The following is a 16214-nucleotide window of genomic DNA, read 5'->3' as shown; positions in this document are numbered from 1 at the left end:
TCTGCCTCCTTAAACCTTATCTGTAGATTTCTCACCGAAAAGTCCGGTTGGTTTGGCAATAAGGATGACGATCAGCAATGCAAAGGTAAATGCATCTGAGAAGGTCGTCCAGCCCATACCCTTAATAATATTCTCACAGATACCGATGATAAACGCTCCGATCACCGCACCGGGGATAGAACCGATACCTCCGAAAACAGCTGCTACAAAAGCTTTCAGGCCAGGCATAGCACCTACAGTAGGAGTAACACCTGTATAGTTTGTAAAAAACAGAAGGCTTCCCACTGCTGCCAGGAAAGAACCGATAATAAAGGTCATACTAATGACCGAATTGATCTTGATTCCCATAAGCTGTGAAGTCTCAAAATCCTTGGATGCTGCGCGCATGGCCATACCGATCTTTGTATATTTGATCAGGGCAACCAGGGCGATTACAAGAATAATTGTCAGAAAGGGCGTGATCACTGTTACACGTTTTGTGGTAGCACCAAATACTGTAATAGTATCACTGATCCATGGGATTGCCGGATACTGCTGTGCCAGACCTCCAGTTATGTACAAAGCAAGATTCTGCAGCAGATAGGAAACACCGATCGCTGAGATCATGATGGACATTCTGGGTGCAGACCGCAGAGGCTTGTAAGCCACACGTTCTACCAGAAAACCAATCACAACAGTTGCAACTAATACTAAAGGGATAGATATATACATGGGCATAACCGTGGATGCATATATCATAATCAGACCTGCGACCATAAAAATATCACCATGGGCGAAATTGATCAGTCGCAGAATACCATATACCATGGTATATCCTATGGCAATCAGTGCGTACTGTCCGCCTACTGAAATACCTGCCAGCAAATAGGGCAGATTTCTGCTGAACCATTCCATATAATTTCTCCTTATGCTTACGATTTATAATAATCAACCAAAACTGCTCCGGCTAAGAGATGCATCATCCCTAACACCGGAGCAGTCAGGTATCTTTCTCGGGAAATACCCTGCTACTTACTGATATTCATTTTAATATCACGACTGCAGTTTTATAAGTAAAAAGATTATTTAATTCCCTGTTCTCCTACAAATTCCCATGCACCGGTCTCTGTATTTGCCTGTTTTACATATGCTGTATCTCTTACTGCATCCCCGTTTTCCTTGTCAAATTCGATGTGTCCGCATACGCCGTCATACTTAACATCCCAGAGTGCTTCATTTACCTTTGCCGGATCTGTGGAGCCAGCTCCCTTCAGTGCCTCCAGAGCTGTAAAGTATGCATCGTAGCCCATGGCAGATACAGCAGCGATGGTATCATTTCCACCATTGTTGGCTTTGTTTGTGGAATCAGAATTTACAAATTCTTTCATACCTTCATCAAATTCTTTGTTACCACCCTCCTGGTAGAAGGTTGTTACATAAAGCTGAAGATCTTTGCCTTTAACAGCATTCAGGATAACATTGGAATCCCAGGTATCGCCTGCAAGAAGAGGAGCCTCCAGTCCCTGGGAAGCTGCCTGGTCAATGATCAGGGCTGCTGCCTCTGTGGAAACCGGTGCAAAGAATACATCTGCCCCTTCATTCTTAGCTGTTGTTACATAGGAAGCGAAATCACTGTTTCCTTCCGGGAATGTATCAGATACAACTTCACCGCCTGCATCCTCAAATGCTTTTGTAAAGTAATGTCCAAGACCGGCAGAATAATCATCACCCTGTTTTGTCAGCACATAGGCTTTTTTTGCTTTAAATTTGTCACTTGCAAAGTTTGCAAGTACAGTACCCTGGAAAGGATCCAGGAAACAGATACGGAAATAATGGGTATTTCCCTGAGTTACCTGTGGATTGGTACATGTAACACCGATTGCAGGAACCCCGCCCTGTTTGAAAATATCAGATGCTGCGATGGCAACACTGGAACCGTAAGATCCAAGTACAACAGAAACTCCATCACTTACCAGCTTGGATGCAGCAGATGGTCCTTTATCATTGGAGGATTCATTATCAACAATATCCAGCTCTACATTATATTCCTTGCCATCAATCTCTACGGTAGGCTGTACACTGTTGGCATACTGGATACCCAGCGTCTCCTGTTTACCGCCTGCACCATTGTCGCCGGATGCCGGTTCATATACACCAATCTTTACTGTGTCAGCTGCAAATGCAGTTGCTGCTGTGGCTGCCACCATAGATACTGCTACTGCTGCGCTAAGTAATACGGCTAAAACTCTTTTCTTCATAATAATTTCCTCCTTTAAGATAATTTGGTTGTTTTTTCTCGGAGAACATCTGTCCTCATACCTCATACATTTTTTGAATTATACCATGCTTTATCACTTTACGCAAGTAAAATTCAAATTTTTTTAATGTTTAAAGCCCCGGATAACGGACTTTAAACAAAAAAGGTGCCGAAGATTTCTCTTCAGCACCTTTGCTTAAAATAAATTATAACACCCTGTAATCCATATTACAAGTATTAATTTCTTATTTCAATATATTTTCCAATTAATATCCATATCAAAAACTTATAATTATAATGCAATATTGCTATTTTACGTTCTGTTTCTGATATGATAGGATGTGTTCGGTTAAAAAAATAACAAAGCAACACTCCAACTTATCTGTTAAGAAGCGTTTCCTATTAATTGTCATCAGAAAGTTTCTTATACAGATATCTTCGACATCTTTAACTATACACATCAAAGACAAAGAAAGAGGTAAGAAAATGGAAGACAACAAATTATGTCTGGAAAAGCAGCCTTTAAACCAGGAAATGCTTGACAAAATCGATGCTTACTGGCGTGCAGCTAACTATCTGTCTGCCGGACAGCTCTATCTTCTTGACAATCCGCTTCTGAGAGAGCCATTAACTATGGATCAGATCAAGAAAAAAATTGTTGGTCACTGGGGAACTGTACCAGGACAGAACTTCATTTATGCACACTGCAACCGTGTCATCAAACGTTATGACCTTGATATGATCCTGCTTTCCGGTCCTGGACATGGCGGAAACTTCATGATCGCCAACACCTATCTGGAAGGTTCCTACAGCGAAGTTTATCCTAACATCAGCCAGGATGAGGAAGGTATGAAGAAAATGTTCAAACAGTTCTCCTTCCCATGCGGAGTTCCAAGCCACTGCGCACCGGAAACACCTGGTTCCATTAATGAAGGTGGCGAGCTTGGTTACTCCATCGCTCATGCTTTCGGAGCTGTATTTGACAACCCTGATCTGATTGCAACTACTGTTGTAGGCGATGGCGAAGCTGAGACTGGTCCTCTGGCGACATCCTGGCAGTCCAACAAATTCCTGAACCCGATTACTGACGGTGCTGTACTTCCTATTCTTCACTTAAATGGATATAAGATCAGCAATCCGACTATCTTCTCCCGTCTTTCCCACGAAGAGCTTGAATGCTTCTTCAAGGGCTGTGGATGGAAGCCATACTTCGTTGAAGGCGACGATCCAATGACAATGCACAAGAAGATGGCTGAGACAATGGACACAGTAATCGAGGAAATCAAAGCAATCCAGAAGAACGCCCGTGAGAACAATGATCCGGAACGTCCGGTATGGCCAATGATCGTCCTCCGTACTCCTAAAGGATGGACAGGTCCTAAGGTTGTTGACGGACTTCAGATTGAAGGTTCCTTCCGTGCTCATCAGGTTCCGATCACTATGGAAAAACCGGAACATCTTGAACTTCTGAAGGAGTGGCTGGAAAGCTATCGTCCTCAGGAGCTGTTTGATAAAAACGGACGCCTGCTCCCTGAACTGGCTGAACTGGCTCCTAAGGGAAATGCACGTCTCGGTGCCAACCCACATGCAAATGGCGGACTTCTTCTGAAAGATCTTCGTCTTCCGGACTTCCGCGATTACGGTATTGAAGTACAGCCTGGCAAAACAAAAGCTCAGGATATGATCGAACTTGGCGGATACATCCGCGACATCTTCAAACTGAATGAAGAAAACAAGAACTTCCGTATCTTTGGACCAGATGAAAGCATGTCCAACCGTCTGTACAAAGTATTTGAATATCAGAAACGTGACTGGAACGCAGAAATGCTTGATACTGATGACTGCCTTGCAAGAGACGGACGTATTATGGACAGTATGCTCAGTGAGCATATGTGTGAAGGATGGCTGGAAGGTTACCTGTTAACAGGTCGTCATGGCTTCTTCGCAAGCTATGAAGCTTTCATCCGTATCGTTGACTCCATGGCAGCCCAGCATGCAAAATGGCTGAAAGTTTGCAACCAGCTTTCCTGGAGACAGCCCATTGCATCCCTGAACTTCATCCTGACATCCAATGTATGGCAGCAGGATCACAACGGATTTACTCATCAGGATCCTGGATTCTTAGATCACATTGCAAATAAGAAAGCAGACGTGGTTCGTATGTACTTACCACCGGACGCTAACTGCTTACTCTCCTGCTTCGATCACTGCATCAAGAGTAAGAACTATGTAAACGCAATCGTAGCTTCCAAACATCCAAGCTGCCAGTGGCTGACCATGGAGCAGGCTGTTAAGCACTGCACACAGGGTATCGGTATCTGGGAGTGGGCAAGTAATGACTGTGGGGAAGAGCCAGACGTTGTTATGGCTTGCTGCGGTGATACACCTACACTTGAGATCATGGCTGCAGTTACTATCCTTCGTGATGAAATGCCGGAACTTAAGATTCGTGTTGTTAATGTTGTGGACCTGTTCAAACTGGAATCCGACCACAAACATCCACACGGTTTAAGTGACGCAGAATATGATGCAATCTTTACAAAAGATAAACCTGTCATCTTCGCATTCCACGGATATCCAACACTGATCCATGAGCTTACTTATGAACGTCACAACCGCAACATTTCTGTTCACGGATATCAGGAGGAAGGTACTATCACTACTCCATTCGATATGCGTGTACAGAACCAGATCGACCGTTTCAACCTTGTAAAGGATGCCATCATGCATCTTCCACAGCTTGGAAACAAAGGTTCCTTCTTAATTCAGAAGATGAACGACAAGCTTGTTGAGCACAAACAGTACATTGCTGAATATGGCCAGGATCTGGAAGAGGTCAGAAACTGGGAGTGGCATAAATAATCTCTTACAAGACAAAATGATAAATTCCTAATCTTACAGACAGCCGTCAGGAAATCCACATTTGGTCAATTCCTGACGGCTGTTTACTTTTACTATATTTTAAGTCTCTATTCTCCCATATTTGAGCCTGAGCACTTATTTTCTGTCTGTTAAAAACTTCTGAAATGCCTTGGATGCAATGCTCTGAGGATATTCCGTATCATGGATCAAAATAATACTTCTCTCCGGAAAGGTCTCATTTACATCAATCTCAAAAACCTTTTCAGATGCCAGATCTTCCCTGGCAAATTCTTCCGGAAGAAATCCGATTCCCATATTATAACGCACGGCAGGAAGGATCATATCTGTAGTTGCCAGCTCCACATCCGGCGAAAACTGCAAACCATTCTTTTCAAAATATGCATTCAGAAACTGTCTGGTGATTGCTTCAGAAGTCAGGCTGATCCATGGATAAGAAGATAATTCTTCCAGAGAGGTTTTTCTTCCCTTCAGCTCAGCGAAACGATTCCCGCCGATTAGGATTTCCTTATACTTCCTCACTACCTTCATCCTCAAAGGTTCTGACACCTGCAAAGAAGCCGATACAACAGCAAGATCTACTTTTCCTTCCTTCAGTGCATTTACCGAATCTGTCGTGCTGTTATTTAATATCTTAAAATGCACATTTGGATACTGTATATTGAAATCTCTCACTGCCTCAAACAGATAACAGTGAAGAGCAGTTTCTGTAGCACTGATATAAATAGTCCCATTCTCAAGGCTGATCAGGTTATTCAGATTGTCTTCCGCCTTAAAGAACTGTGCACATCCTGCAGCTACATACTGATAAAAAACCTTTCCCTCAGGGGTAAGTTTCATTCCGCTTTTACTTCTGGTAAACAATCTACAGCCAAGCATATTTTCCAGATTATGTATGGTTCTGGTCACTGCTGGCTGGCTTGTCTTTAATACAGCAGCCGCCTTAGTCAGATTTTCATATTTCGATACATAATAAAACACCTTATAATATTCAAAATTTGTGTTCATATCATTCTCCGTCCGTTATCCTCAGGTCCACATTTATCTCAATTTCTCTGCCAGCTCTTCTATTTCCTGTATAATATCCTCACGGTCTCTTACCGGTACTTTATCTGTGCGATTCACATAGACAGTTCCCAGACTGTCACAGCTCATCTGGCGGAGCAGCATTTCTGCTGTACTTTCCGCTTTTTCTCTCGGTCCAATGCTCCCTGCTGCCAGAAGGACTGCTCCTGTTTTCTTTTTGGGGACAGGTTCTTCCTTGCGGAGATACCTGGCACTGAAATATGTCTGAAGCCTGCTCAGCACAGCAAGAAGCATTCCCGTCACCTCTTCAAAATATACAGGTGAAGCTATCACAATATGATCGCACTCTTCAATAAAAGAAAGAATTTCCTGCCACTCATCCTGTACCGCACATCCTGCATGTTCAAAACACCACCTGCAGTCTATACATGGACTTATTCTGGCTCTGTATGCATCCACTACCTTAAATTCCCCGCCAAGTTTTTCCTGCAATGTCTTGATCATATACGCTGTCTCACCTTTTTTTCTGGGCGATCCGTTAAAAATTAATGTTTTCATTTCTGCCTTCCTTATCTTTCCATAAAAAGCAGCTCCATGCAAAGAACTATCCATCCATTTACATGAAGCTGTTTCATTTGTCTTTATATCAGAGCAGAAAAATCATTTCTTATTCTGCTCTCAGATACCGGTTCTTGTCCTGCCAGATGGCTTAAATTATTTTTTATTATTTTATTTATCTGGAAGCTTTATATTTCATATCCGACCATCTGCTGTATACCTTTTTCCCCTGGGCATTATAAGCATATGCACGGATTCTGTAATAATATTTCGTTCCTTTTTTCAGACCTGTATTTGTGTATCGTACCGTAGAACCGGATTTGATCACTGCAGCTCTCTTATAAGAACCTGTTGTCCCGATCCTGCGGTAGATTTCATATCCTTTTGCATTTCTGGATTTCTTCCAGGTAAGTGTAAGTCTTCTTGCATTTTTGTTGGAAATACTGCTGATCGTCGGTCTGGAAGGCTTTACTGTGGTGCTTTCCACATTATATTCTACATTTGTCATCTGCAGAATGGAGGAAGCTCCTGTTCCATAGGCCCTTCTTGTATCTGAATCATATTTGAAATAGATATCTCCGCCCTCAGTCTCATAAGTATAACCTTTTGAAACACTTCCTCTGGCAGGTGTGTTCAGGAAAAGCTCACCATTCTCTCCTGCTGAATCCGTGTCACTGTTTGTAATATCCGCAATATAATATCTGCCGTCCTGTTCCACGATATTCCACATATGGGCACCTGCACCGGTTCCGCCATCCATATCACCGGTTACTGTATAACAGGTAATATCGCTAAGGTCACACAGATACTGGAAAGCTTTGGAATATCCTTCACAAACTACATTGGTAGATTCATCCCAGTCAAATACCCAGATCAGCTGCCACGGATCTCCGTATTTATCTCCATAGGAATCAGAGATTGCCTCATCATTATAATCTGTCAGATAACAGATCATTTCTTTATATGCAGCCAGCTTCTCCGGCTCAGACATATTTTTAAATTCATTAACAATCATTTTTGCATTGGAAGCTGCTTTCTTTGCAGTCTTCACCATCCGGGAATCTACCCGGTACTCCTTAGCTGCATATTCGCTGATCACAGGCATGGAAACTGTTATATCTGAAATCTCTGCGATTCTTTTTCCGCCCCTGACAGATACGGAATAACTATAATCCCACTGTGTCATTGCAGTCTTTTCATACCAGTATAACTCATAGGGACAGTCTGCCAGCAGACAGGTCGTGATCTTTTCTTTATTCAGGCTGTCAAACTTCCTGGATACTTCCTGTTCCAGCTTTGCACCTGTGGCAGAAGTCTGCCAGCGCAGTCCAAGATCTGAAGTAATTCCCAATTTGGTAGATCCGCCTCTGGCTGCTATGGATGTAACCTTTGTTTTCATTTCTTCATAAAGTGCCTGCTGTACTCCGGAAAGAACGGTTTCACCGATAGAGGTACCCGGTGCGGTAGATACCTGATCATAGAAAAAGCGGCTGGCATATTCTCCGAACAATTTATCCCCATCCGGCTGATCCTCTATCTTTATGCTGATTTTCTCTGTCACATGGACAGTACCGTCAGGAAGCTCCTCCACACTGCGGTCTGTAACTGTAAAATTACTTTCCTCTGTTTCCATGTCTGAAAAGTCAAATTCCTGCTGTGCTTCTGCCCCAAAGACCTCTGTTTCTTCTTCCTGTTCTACAGACGGTGCCTGCTCCACATCTGAAAATTCTTCTACCTGTGCTGCCTCTGCATCCTGCTGCTGTACAGCCTGCACCTCTCCATCTGAAAACTCTGCTGCTCCTACCGGTGCTGCCAGACTTCCCATTGCCAGCATCAGACTTAAGCTAAGACTTATAAAACTTTTTTTCCTATACATAACTACTTCCTCCTTTAATACAGCATACACAATTTTCACCCATTCAACAAGGAAAAAAGGACAATTTGACATTTTCCGTGACAAATTATGGGGTAACAGCACAGCCCAGTATCAGAAATTACTTTCTTTTCTGTTTGTCTGTTCTCTGCAGGCGTTTCCTATATTGGTCAGGCAGAGCACTGTGGCGATCAGGAAAAGTCCGGGGATCAGAATGATCCACCAGGATCCTGTCATTAATGCCTTATCTGACAGAGACAGCATACTTCCCCATGTGATAACCTCTATGGGAAGTCCAATACCCATAAAGCTCAAAGTCGCCTCCGAGATCATTGCAGTTGTTACATTCATAACTACCATAAACATAATGGATGAGAAAAAGTTCGGCACCAGATGCTTCCACAAAATACGGAAGAATCCGGCTCCCATACATCTTGCAGCAATGATATACTCACTGTTTCGTATCTGCCGTACCTCTGTGCGTACCACTTTCGCAATACTGGTCCAGCTGGTCACACCGATTACAAAGGACAGACTCAGAATATTAGCATTTCCCATAATAGCCTGCAGCAAAATGATCAGAAGCAGAGTTGGTATACTTAAGAATATTTCTGTAAATCTCATGATCAGTTCATCCAGCCAGGCAGGTGCCACCCCACTGAAGGCACCGACTACTACTGCAATAAAAGTAGAAATAACAGTGGCTAATCCACCAATCAGAATTGAAATCCTTCCTCCATACCAGATCATGGAAAAAATATCCCTTCCCATAGTATCCGTTCCAAAAAGGAACTCCCTGTCAGGAGCTTTATTATAGTTTAACAGATCCATATAAGCAGGATCCTTTGTCATGATCAGTTCCGCGCACAGGCAGCCCAGTACGATAAAAATCAGGATTGCTGCTGAAACAACAGGTTTTCCCTGATACCGCTTTTTCTTTGATTTGGGAATTACTGTTTCTGTCTTTCTGTTTCCTGCCAGTTCAAATAAATGATTGGTCATCCTTCTACTACCTCCGATTTCTCGGTTATTACTTCGTCCTTCATACGGGGATCTATCTGTTCATTAATCGTCTGACTGACAATATTGCAGAAAATAACCAGGATTCCTGACATCATACAAAGCAGCATCAGCAAATTGTAATCATGATATCTGGCGCTCTCATAGGACAGAGCTCCGATTCCGGGATAAGAGAATACACTTTCTACCACATAGGTTCCTCCAAGTACATGGGGGACTGCAATGGCCATAATACTCAGATAAGCAGGCATTACATTTCGGACACAATGTCTGAACATAAGCTTTTTCTTATCCAGGCCTTTTGCCTTTGCCAGAAGTACATAATCTGCGCGGACCTCTTCCAGAATCTTATTTCGGATCATGTAAGCGTAATACCATAAATGCTCCATGACCACGATGGTCAGAGGCATAATCAGATGCAGCACTCTGTCACCTATATCTCCTGCATTTCCTGTACTGTAAGCACCACTGCTTGGCAGGATCTTAAGATTTACGGAAAAAACAAGGATCAGGACCAGGGCCATCCAGAACTCAGGAATACAGCTGGATATGGTTCCCAGCTTACACAGAATCCGGTCTGCCAGCCGGTTTTCGTACCAGGCACACAGAATTCCCAGGAGCAAGGCTCCGGCAAACATAATGATAAATCCGATTCCTCCAAGCACAAGTGTATTGCCAATACGTCCGCCGATCACTTCTACTACATCCTGTTTATATTTAAATGAAATTCCAAATTCTCCATGAAAGGCATTTTTTACCCACTTTACATACTGCACAGAAATTGGTTCGTTCAATCCCAGTTTTCCCATAGCCCATTCACGTTCTTCCGGACTCATCTTCTCTGTACGGTCACCATAGTAGGAAATCAGAGGATCTCCCGGTGCAAGACGGGCTACATAAAATACAGCTACAGACAATATAAATACTGAGATCAGGAATATCAGGCATTTTTTACCATAGTAAACTAACTTTTTTTGTCTCATGATATACTGCACCCCTTTCCTTCAGCCGGAAGCATTGCAAAATGTCCGGGTGACACTTCTGTCCACACACTGTTTTCCATTCCTTCGCCATCATAGTACTGCAGAACTCTTTTTCTCTCCCTGATGGGGTCAGGAACAGGAATTGCAGACAACAATGTTTTTGTATAAGGATGCACCGGATGGGAATACAATTCTTCTGATGGCGCCAGTTCTACCAGTTTTCCATGATACATAACTCCCACACGGTCACAGAGATACTCAACCATAGCCAGGTCATGAGCTATAAACAGAAATGTAAATCCATGCTCCTCCTGCAGATGACGGAACAGATTGACGATCTGGGCCTGTATGGACACATCCAGGGAAGCTATCGGTTCATCGGCCACCAGAAATTCCGGTTCCATACACAGAGATCTGGCTATGGCCACTCGCTGCCTCTGTCCCCCTGATAATTCAGATGGATATCGATTCAGGAAACTGTTCTCAAGTCCTACATATTCCATCTGAAAAGCAGCTTCCTTCACAAAGCTTCCTCTCGGAGGTGTAATATGCTGGATTCTCATTGGTTCCGTAATAATATCTGACACCTTCATTTTCTGGTTCAGACTGGATGCGGAATCCTGAAAGATCATCTGGCGGCAGGTCTGCAGCATTTTTTTATGCTTTTTGAATTCCTTTTTGTCGCAGATATTTACATCTTTATACCAGATTTCTCCCTGAGCCGGCTGATATATATTCATCAGACATCTGGCAACTGTGGACTTTCCTGAACCGGATTCCCCTACCAGACCAAAGATCTCACCTTTATGGATCTGAAATGAGACATCATCTACAGCCTTTACCTTGATCTTTTTTGTCAGATGAAACTGCTGAGTCAGATGCCTGACATCTAATAAAACTTCTTTACTCATGCGCTGTTCCTCCCATAGGTGATTTGATCTGCGGTGCTCTTGGATCCAGCAGCCAGGTTGCCGCATAATGAGTATCTGTTATCTTAAACATAGGCGGCATTTCTTCATAATCAATATTCAGGGCATATTCGTTTCTACATGCAAAAGCATCACCTTTCAGCGGATCTATCAAAGTAGGAGGCATGCCGGGGATAGTGTACAGGCTTTCTTTTCCATTTGCAAATGCAGGCAGTGATCTCATCAGCCCCCATGTGTATGGATGTCTGGGATCATAATACACTTCCTCTGCTGTACCGATCTCTACGATCTTGCCTGCATACATGACTGCCACCCTGTCTGCCACACGTGCAACCACTCCCAGATCATGGGATACCAGTATGGTAGCTGTTCCCAGCTTCCTCTGTATTTCCCGGAGAAGATCCAGAATCTGTGCCTGTATAGTCACATCCAGTGCAGTAGTTGGTTCATCTGCAAATAAAATATCCGGATCTGCTGCCAGAGCGATGGCCATGACACATCTCTGACGCATTCCCCCGGAAAATTGCCATGGATACTGATGATATCGTTCCTTTGGATGGGAGATACCTACCAGTTCCATAAGTTCCAGAACTTTTTGATCTACCTGTTTTTTCGTATAATTCTTATTGTGGATCACCACTGCTTCCCCAATTTGTTTTCCGATTTTAATAGTTGGATTCAGGGAAGTCATAGGATCCTGAAAGATCATGGAAAAAACTCTTCCACGCAGTTTCTGCATCTCCTTTTCCCTGTAAGAGGTGATATCCTGTCCGTTCACACAGATGCTTCCCTCTTTTATTTTTGCGCTTGGTGGCAAAAGCTTCATGATACTTTTGCAAAGCACACTCTTCCCGCATCCGGATTCTCCAACTATGGCCAGCACCTCTCCCTTTTTTAATGAAAAAGACACATCTCTTACTGCCTGGACTTCTCCGGCAGGACCGTCTATGCTGACTGAAAGATTTTTAACCTCTAATAAATGTTCCATCTTTATTCCTTTTTCCGCTCGTGTGAAAAGGGGGCACTCCTCGTGCCCCCGTCACAACCTTTATCTTATTTATTCGATAGTCCAGTCTGATACATTCCAGAAAATACCAACTCCGTGATGTCCCATAATTGTATCAGGATCAATTCCCTTAATATTGCTGTCAGCAACATAGTTGGCATCAATATAGCAGATCATTGCATAAGCCGGATCCTCTGCCAGAGCTTTCTGGAAATTAGCATAGGCTTCTGCACGTACTTTTGGATCAGCTGACTGTCTTGCTTCTTTCAGATACTTGTCAACGTCTGCATTAGAGTAGCCGGAGTAGTTTGCTCCCTTATCTGTTCCGAATACTTTGTATGTATGGTCGTCAGCGTCAAATGGGCTTCCCCATCCGATGAGGAATGCCATCTGTCCTGCCCAGTCTGTCTGTGCAGGGATCTCTACTGATACATCCATGCCGATCTCTTTCAGTTCCTGTGCTGCGATCTGAGCCATATCAATACGTACCTGATCTCCTGCACTTACGCTGATTACAAATCCAACTTTTTCGCCATCACGATAATAAAATCCGTCATCACCCATCTCGCATCCTGCAGCTTCCAGAATTTCTTTTGCTTTTTCAGGATTGTAATCATAATGCTCTACATCTTCATAATTGTAGATATTTCTCTGAAGAGGTCCATAAGCCGGCATTCCCTGTCCAAGGATAACTGCGTCGATGATCGCCTGACGGTCAAGCCCATAGCATACTGCCGGGATCAGATCACGGTTTTTCTGCCAGTATTCATTTCCAAAATTAAACATGATTCCACGATAGTCAGAAGTCTTCATATCGTAGCATGTATATGCCTCATCATCTGCAAAAGCAGCTGCATCCTTTGGTGTTAATAATGCCAGATCAAGTTCTCCGGATTTTAACTGAAGTGCTTTCGCATTGTCATCCGGTACGATCTTGAATACAATTTTATCGATGGAAGGCTCGCCCTTGAAATAATCTTCATTCTTAACCAGTGTGATTGCCTGTCCCTCATCCCAGGATTCAATCTTGTATGGACCTGTTCCTACCGGATTACGGAAGAAATCAGAGGTCTGCATATCTTCGCCCTCAAGAAGATGCTTAGGAAGAACTGCCATTGTCATATAGTCAAGGAATGCAACGTTTTTGTCCTCAAGCTTGAACGCAACCGTATGATCATCAATAACATTGATTTCCTCTACGTCCTCGTAGTTGGGTGCATTCTCAGAACCGTTTTCCGGATCCATGATTGCTTCGATAGTAAACTTAACATCCTCTGCTGTCACAGGTTCGCCATCCTGCCATTTCGCATCTTCTACCATATGGAATGTATAAGTATTGGTTTCATCATCAAAATCCCAGCTCTCTGCCAGTCCCGGAACTACCTGATTCTCTCCGTCATGTGCAGTTAAACCGTTGAAGATCAGAATATTGATCTCTCCATGTTCATCCATAGCAGGATTGATCCTGGTATAATCTCCGCTTCCGTATACCAGTGTTGTTTCTTCCTCTGCCAGTACAGGCACTGTTGTTCCGGCACTGACCAGTGATACAGTCAGAAGCACTCCGGCCATTGTCAATAAACCCTTTTTCATTTCATGTTCCCTCGCTTTTTCTTTATTGGTAACTGGCTTTTATGATATCAGACAATTCTGACATCAGTAAGCCCTGCGGGGGGATATTGACATATTCCTTTTTAGACCTGAGGTATGCCATATATGGCATACCTGGAATAAGTCATCTCAATAACGTTTTATGATATTCTTTTCTTTTTTCTCCTGCGGACAAGCTTCCGGATCAGAATGATAATAACGACAATTATTACAATAAAGATCAAACAAATCAGCACTATGATTACTGAGAATTTATTGGGATGTTTCACCAGATCCAGGATGTTTTTACTGTCATCTACAACCTTACGGTTATGTGTGGCTGCATAATATTCCGGTACATTGGCAATTCCATCCCCGTCTGTATCTTCAAAGGACTGCATATATCTTGCAATGGCATCCCATGCCTTCAGCTCCCTGCCATTCTCCATGATTGCCTGGTCCTCCAGATTTTCAATAGGATTTCCATTCTTGTCCTTTGGTTCCAGAGACAGCAGGCCATATGACATTTTCATTACAGAGCCAAGCATTTGTCCGGTGTACAGGTCTGTCACAACATGATACAGTTTATCATCCTGGATTTCGATCCGTTCTCCGTCCTCTCTGGTCAGATAGCAGTCCGTCACCTTGTTCAGAATCATTCGATGAGGATTGTATGTAAAATTCAGTCCGCTGCAATATAATCTTGCAGTTGTCATAAAGTCTGAAACAGAAGCATCCACTTCTGCTGCCAGCTTCAATTCTTTTCCTGTCAGATAGGCATTGATCAGAGGATATCCTGCTACTCCGTCTTTTCCGATTCCCAGAGAGAATGAATTGTAGACATCTTCTACTGTAATATTTCCCTTTGTATAGGTATCGCGGACAGTCCCGCTTGGAACCACTGCTACATCTACAGGATCTCCATCAAAATATTCTGAATGTTCCACAGCATATACATAGGCATCAGACATAATATCGCCAAGATTCAGTTCTTCATGCTTTGTGCTCATTTCTTCCAGGCTGTTAAATTCAACGTCATTCTCAGCCAGGACTTCATCCCTGGTGTAACCAAAATCTTCCAGATAATTGGTGTCTACGGTATCCATTAATTCATCAATCCGTTTCTGTGTTGCCTGATCCGGCCTGATCTCTTCGGACACAGGAATCAGCTCGTAGGAGGTCATCTCCCAGCGTCCGTCCTGCTTCTGTGTCATGGAAAGCGATCCCAGATTTCTCCCATACTCACCGCAGGATACAATATAGGTATTCCCATGTTTGATGGCTTCCTTCAGCTCTGTGTGGGAATGTCCACTGATGATCAGATCCAGCTCAGGAACCTTTTTTGCAAGGATTTCGTCCTCAGACTTATCCTCATCTTCCCAGGTTCCGCCATGAGACACACATGCGATCATATCTACTTTTTCATTTTTCTTAATCTCTGCTACTGTCTGCCTTACTGACTCTGTCGGATCCTTAAACAGCAGTTCACAGGTAGGGGCACATTCCAGGGCATCTTTTCCAAAGACACCAACTACTGCAATCTTCGTATCCCCCTTTTGAACCACCACATAATCCTTTACACCGTAGGCTTCAAATGCTTCTTTGATCTGCTTCTGGCCATCACTTAAGCCCTCTTTCTCCATAGCGTCCCAATCCACATTACACACTACAAGCTCCGGCAGTGTCTCACCGGAATTTACAGCTGCCTTCAGCATATTTGCCAGCCCCTTTGACCGGTAGTCGAATTCATGATTTCCAAAGGTAGTTACATCATACCCCAAATACCCCAGCATCCGAAGCTCCGCTGCCTCTGTATCATATACAGTCTGGATCAGTGTACCCATGGAAAAATCTCCTCCATCCAGCACCAGAGTATCCGGATTTTCTTTTCGCTTTTCATCCATCAGGGTTTTCAGTCTGGCAAATCCGCCAACTTCTTTTTGCTGGCCTTCTACAATAGTTGAAAAGCTATCCAGATGGGAATGGGTATCATGGGTAAACAAAACGTCTACCTTTTTGGTTTTGGCTGCTGCCACAGAAATATCCAACACAAGCAGAAGCAATGTTACAATGGTAAGTATCACTGACAGAATCCGTTTCCGTTTTTTCATAA

12 protein-coding genes are annotated in these 16214 nt (G+C 43.3%); 1 reads left to right on the top strand and 11 read right to left on the bottom strand.

Features of this window, described 5'->3' with window-relative positions; genetic code table 11:
* Positions 1-9: 9 nt before the first annotated feature.
* Together ACTNC6_RS03035 and ACTNC6_RS03030 are read right to left on the bottom strand one after the other, a co-directional pair.
* Positions 10-894 (bottom strand): branched-chain amino acid ABC transporter permease, encoded by an 885-nt coding sequence (locus ACTNC6_RS03035; protein WP_303242654.1) that lies wholly within the window; start codon positions 892-894, stop codon positions 10-12.
* Positions 895-1061: 167 nt separating this feature from the next.
* The gene (locus ACTNC6_RS03030) at positions 1062-2237 is read right to left on the bottom strand and encodes an ABC transporter substrate-binding protein (protein ID WP_173742581.1); all 1176 of its coding nucleotides are present in this window, start codon (positions 2235-2237) and stop codon (positions 1062-1064) included.
* A gap of 485 nt (positions 2238-2722) precedes the next feature.
* On the opposite strand from ACTNC6_RS03030, the gene ACTNC6_RS03025 reads away from it, so the two are divergent.
* On the top strand, positions 2723-5098 hold the full coding sequence (locus ACTNC6_RS03025; protein ID WP_441043180.1) for a phosphoketolase family protein: 2376 nt from the start codon (positions 2723-2725) through the stop codon (positions 5096-5098).
* A 135-nt stretch (positions 5099-5233) separates the two neighbouring features.
* Here ACTNC6_RS03025 and ACTNC6_RS03020 read toward each other — a convergent pair whose 3' ends face one another.
* The 9 genes from ACTNC6_RS03020 to ACTNC6_RS02980 all read right to left on the bottom strand — a co-directional run bounded on the left by ACTNC6_RS03020 (position 5234) and on the right by ACTNC6_RS02980 (position 16212).
* Complete coding sequence (locus tag ACTNC6_RS03020; protein ID WP_433844246.1) at positions 5234-6124, bottom strand: LysR family transcriptional regulator; 891 nt, start codon at positions 6122-6124, stop codon at positions 5234-5236.
* Positions 6125-6157: 33 nt separating this feature from the next.
* The gene (locus ACTNC6_RS03015) at positions 6158-6700 is read right to left on the bottom strand and encodes a flavodoxin family protein (RefSeq protein ID WP_303243515.1); all 543 of its coding nucleotides are present in this window, start codon (positions 6698-6700) and stop codon (positions 6158-6160) included.
* Between the two features lie 175 nt (positions 6701-6875).
* Positions 6876-8576, bottom strand: a complete 1701-nt coding sequence (locus ACTNC6_RS03010; protein WP_441043179.1) for a fibronectin type III domain-containing protein — start codon at positions 8574-8576, stop codon at positions 6876-6878.
* A gap of 111 nt (positions 8577-8687) precedes the next feature.
* Positions 8688-9575: an ABC transporter permease gene (locus tag ACTNC6_RS03005; RefSeq protein WP_441043178.1), complete on the bottom strand. Its 888-nt coding sequence runs from the start codon at positions 9573-9575 to the stop codon at positions 8688-8690.
* Entirely contained in the window at positions 9572-10576 is a 1005-nt protein-coding gene (locus tag ACTNC6_RS03000; RefSeq protein ID WP_008707781.1) for an ABC transporter permease, read from the bottom strand. Before ACTNC6_RS03000 ends, ACTNC6_RS03005 begins: the two co-directional genes overlap by 4 nt.
* Complete coding sequence (locus ACTNC6_RS02995; protein WP_441043177.1) at positions 10573-11487, bottom strand: ATP-binding cassette domain-containing protein; 915 nt, start codon at positions 11485-11487, stop codon at positions 10573-10575. The genes ACTNC6_RS03000 and ACTNC6_RS02995 overlap by 4 nt, the downstream gene beginning before the upstream one ends.
* Positions 11480-12493 (bottom strand): ABC transporter ATP-binding protein, encoded by a 1014-nt coding sequence (locus ACTNC6_RS02990; protein ID WP_441043176.1) that lies wholly within the window; start codon positions 12491-12493, stop codon positions 11480-11482. Before ACTNC6_RS02990 ends, ACTNC6_RS02995 begins: the two co-directional genes overlap by 8 nt.
* A gap of 69 nt (positions 12494-12562) precedes the next feature.
* A complete protein-coding gene (locus tag ACTNC6_RS02985) occupies positions 12563-14104 on the bottom strand; it encodes an ABC transporter substrate-binding protein (protein WP_441043175.1) in 1542 nt (513 codons plus the stop codon).
* A gap of 158 nt (positions 14105-14262) precedes the next feature.
* Positions 14263-16212 (bottom strand): bifunctional metallophosphatase/5'-nucleotidase, encoded by a 1950-nt coding sequence (locus tag ACTNC6_RS02980; protein WP_441043174.1) that lies wholly within the window; start codon positions 16210-16212, stop codon positions 14263-14265.
* Positions 16213-16214 lie beyond the last annotated feature (2 nt).

Origin of the sequence: Blautia sp. HCP3S3_C4 (assembly GCF_052064095.1) — a bacterium.
Classification (GTDB): Bacteria; Bacillota; Clostridia; order Lachnospirales; family Lachnospiraceae; genus Blautia_A.
Note: the sequence above shows the minus strand (reverse complement) of the source record. Positions and strands in the feature narration are given on the sequence as shown.

Excerpts from the sequence above, each read along its gene's own strand:
- ACTNC6_RS03035 (WP_303242654.1), bottom strand. The coding sequence starts at position 894 with ATGGAATGGTTCAGCAGAAATCTGCCCTATTTGCTGGCAGGTATTTCA.
- ACTNC6_RS03030 (WP_173742581.1), bottom strand. The coding sequence starts at position 2,237 with ATGAAGAAAAGAGTTTTAGCCGTATTACTTAGCGCAGCAGTAGCAGTA.
- ACTNC6_RS03025 (WP_441043180.1), top strand. The coding sequence starts at position 2,723 with ATGGAAGACAACAAATTATGTCTGGAAAAGCAGCCTTTAAACCAGGAA.
- ACTNC6_RS03020 (WP_433844246.1), bottom strand. The coding sequence starts at position 6,124 with ATGAACACAAATTTTGAATATTATAAGGTGTTTTATTATGTATCGAAA.
- ACTNC6_RS03015 (WP_303243515.1), bottom strand. The coding sequence starts at position 6,700 with ATGAAAACATTAATTTTTAACGGATCGCCCAGAAAAAAAGGTGAGACA.
- ACTNC6_RS03010 (WP_441043179.1), bottom strand. The coding sequence starts at position 8,576 with ATGTATAGGAAAAAAAGTTTTATAAGTCTTAGCTTAAGTCTGATGCTG.
- ACTNC6_RS03005 (WP_441043178.1), bottom strand. The coding sequence starts at position 9,575 with ATGACCAATCATTTATTTGAACTGGCAGGAAACAGAAAGACAGAAACA.
- ACTNC6_RS03000 (WP_008707781.1), bottom strand. The coding sequence starts at position 10,576 with ATGAGACAAAAAAAGTTAGTTTACTATGGTAAAAAATGCCTGATATTC.
- ACTNC6_RS02995 (WP_441043177.1), bottom strand. The coding sequence starts at position 11,487 with ATGAGTAAAGAAGTTTTATTAGATGTCAGGCATCTGACTCAGCAGTTT.
- ACTNC6_RS02990 (WP_441043176.1), bottom strand. The coding sequence starts at position 12,493 with ATGGAACATTTATTAGAGGTTAAAAATCTTTCAGTCAGCATAGACGGT.
- ACTNC6_RS02985 (WP_441043175.1), bottom strand. The coding sequence starts at position 14,104 with ATGAAAAAGGGTTTATTGACAATGGCCGGAGTGCTTCTGACTGTATCA.
- ACTNC6_RS02980 (WP_441043174.1), bottom strand. The coding sequence starts at position 16,212 with ATGAAAAAACGGAAACGGATTCTGTCAGTGATACTTACCATTGTAACA.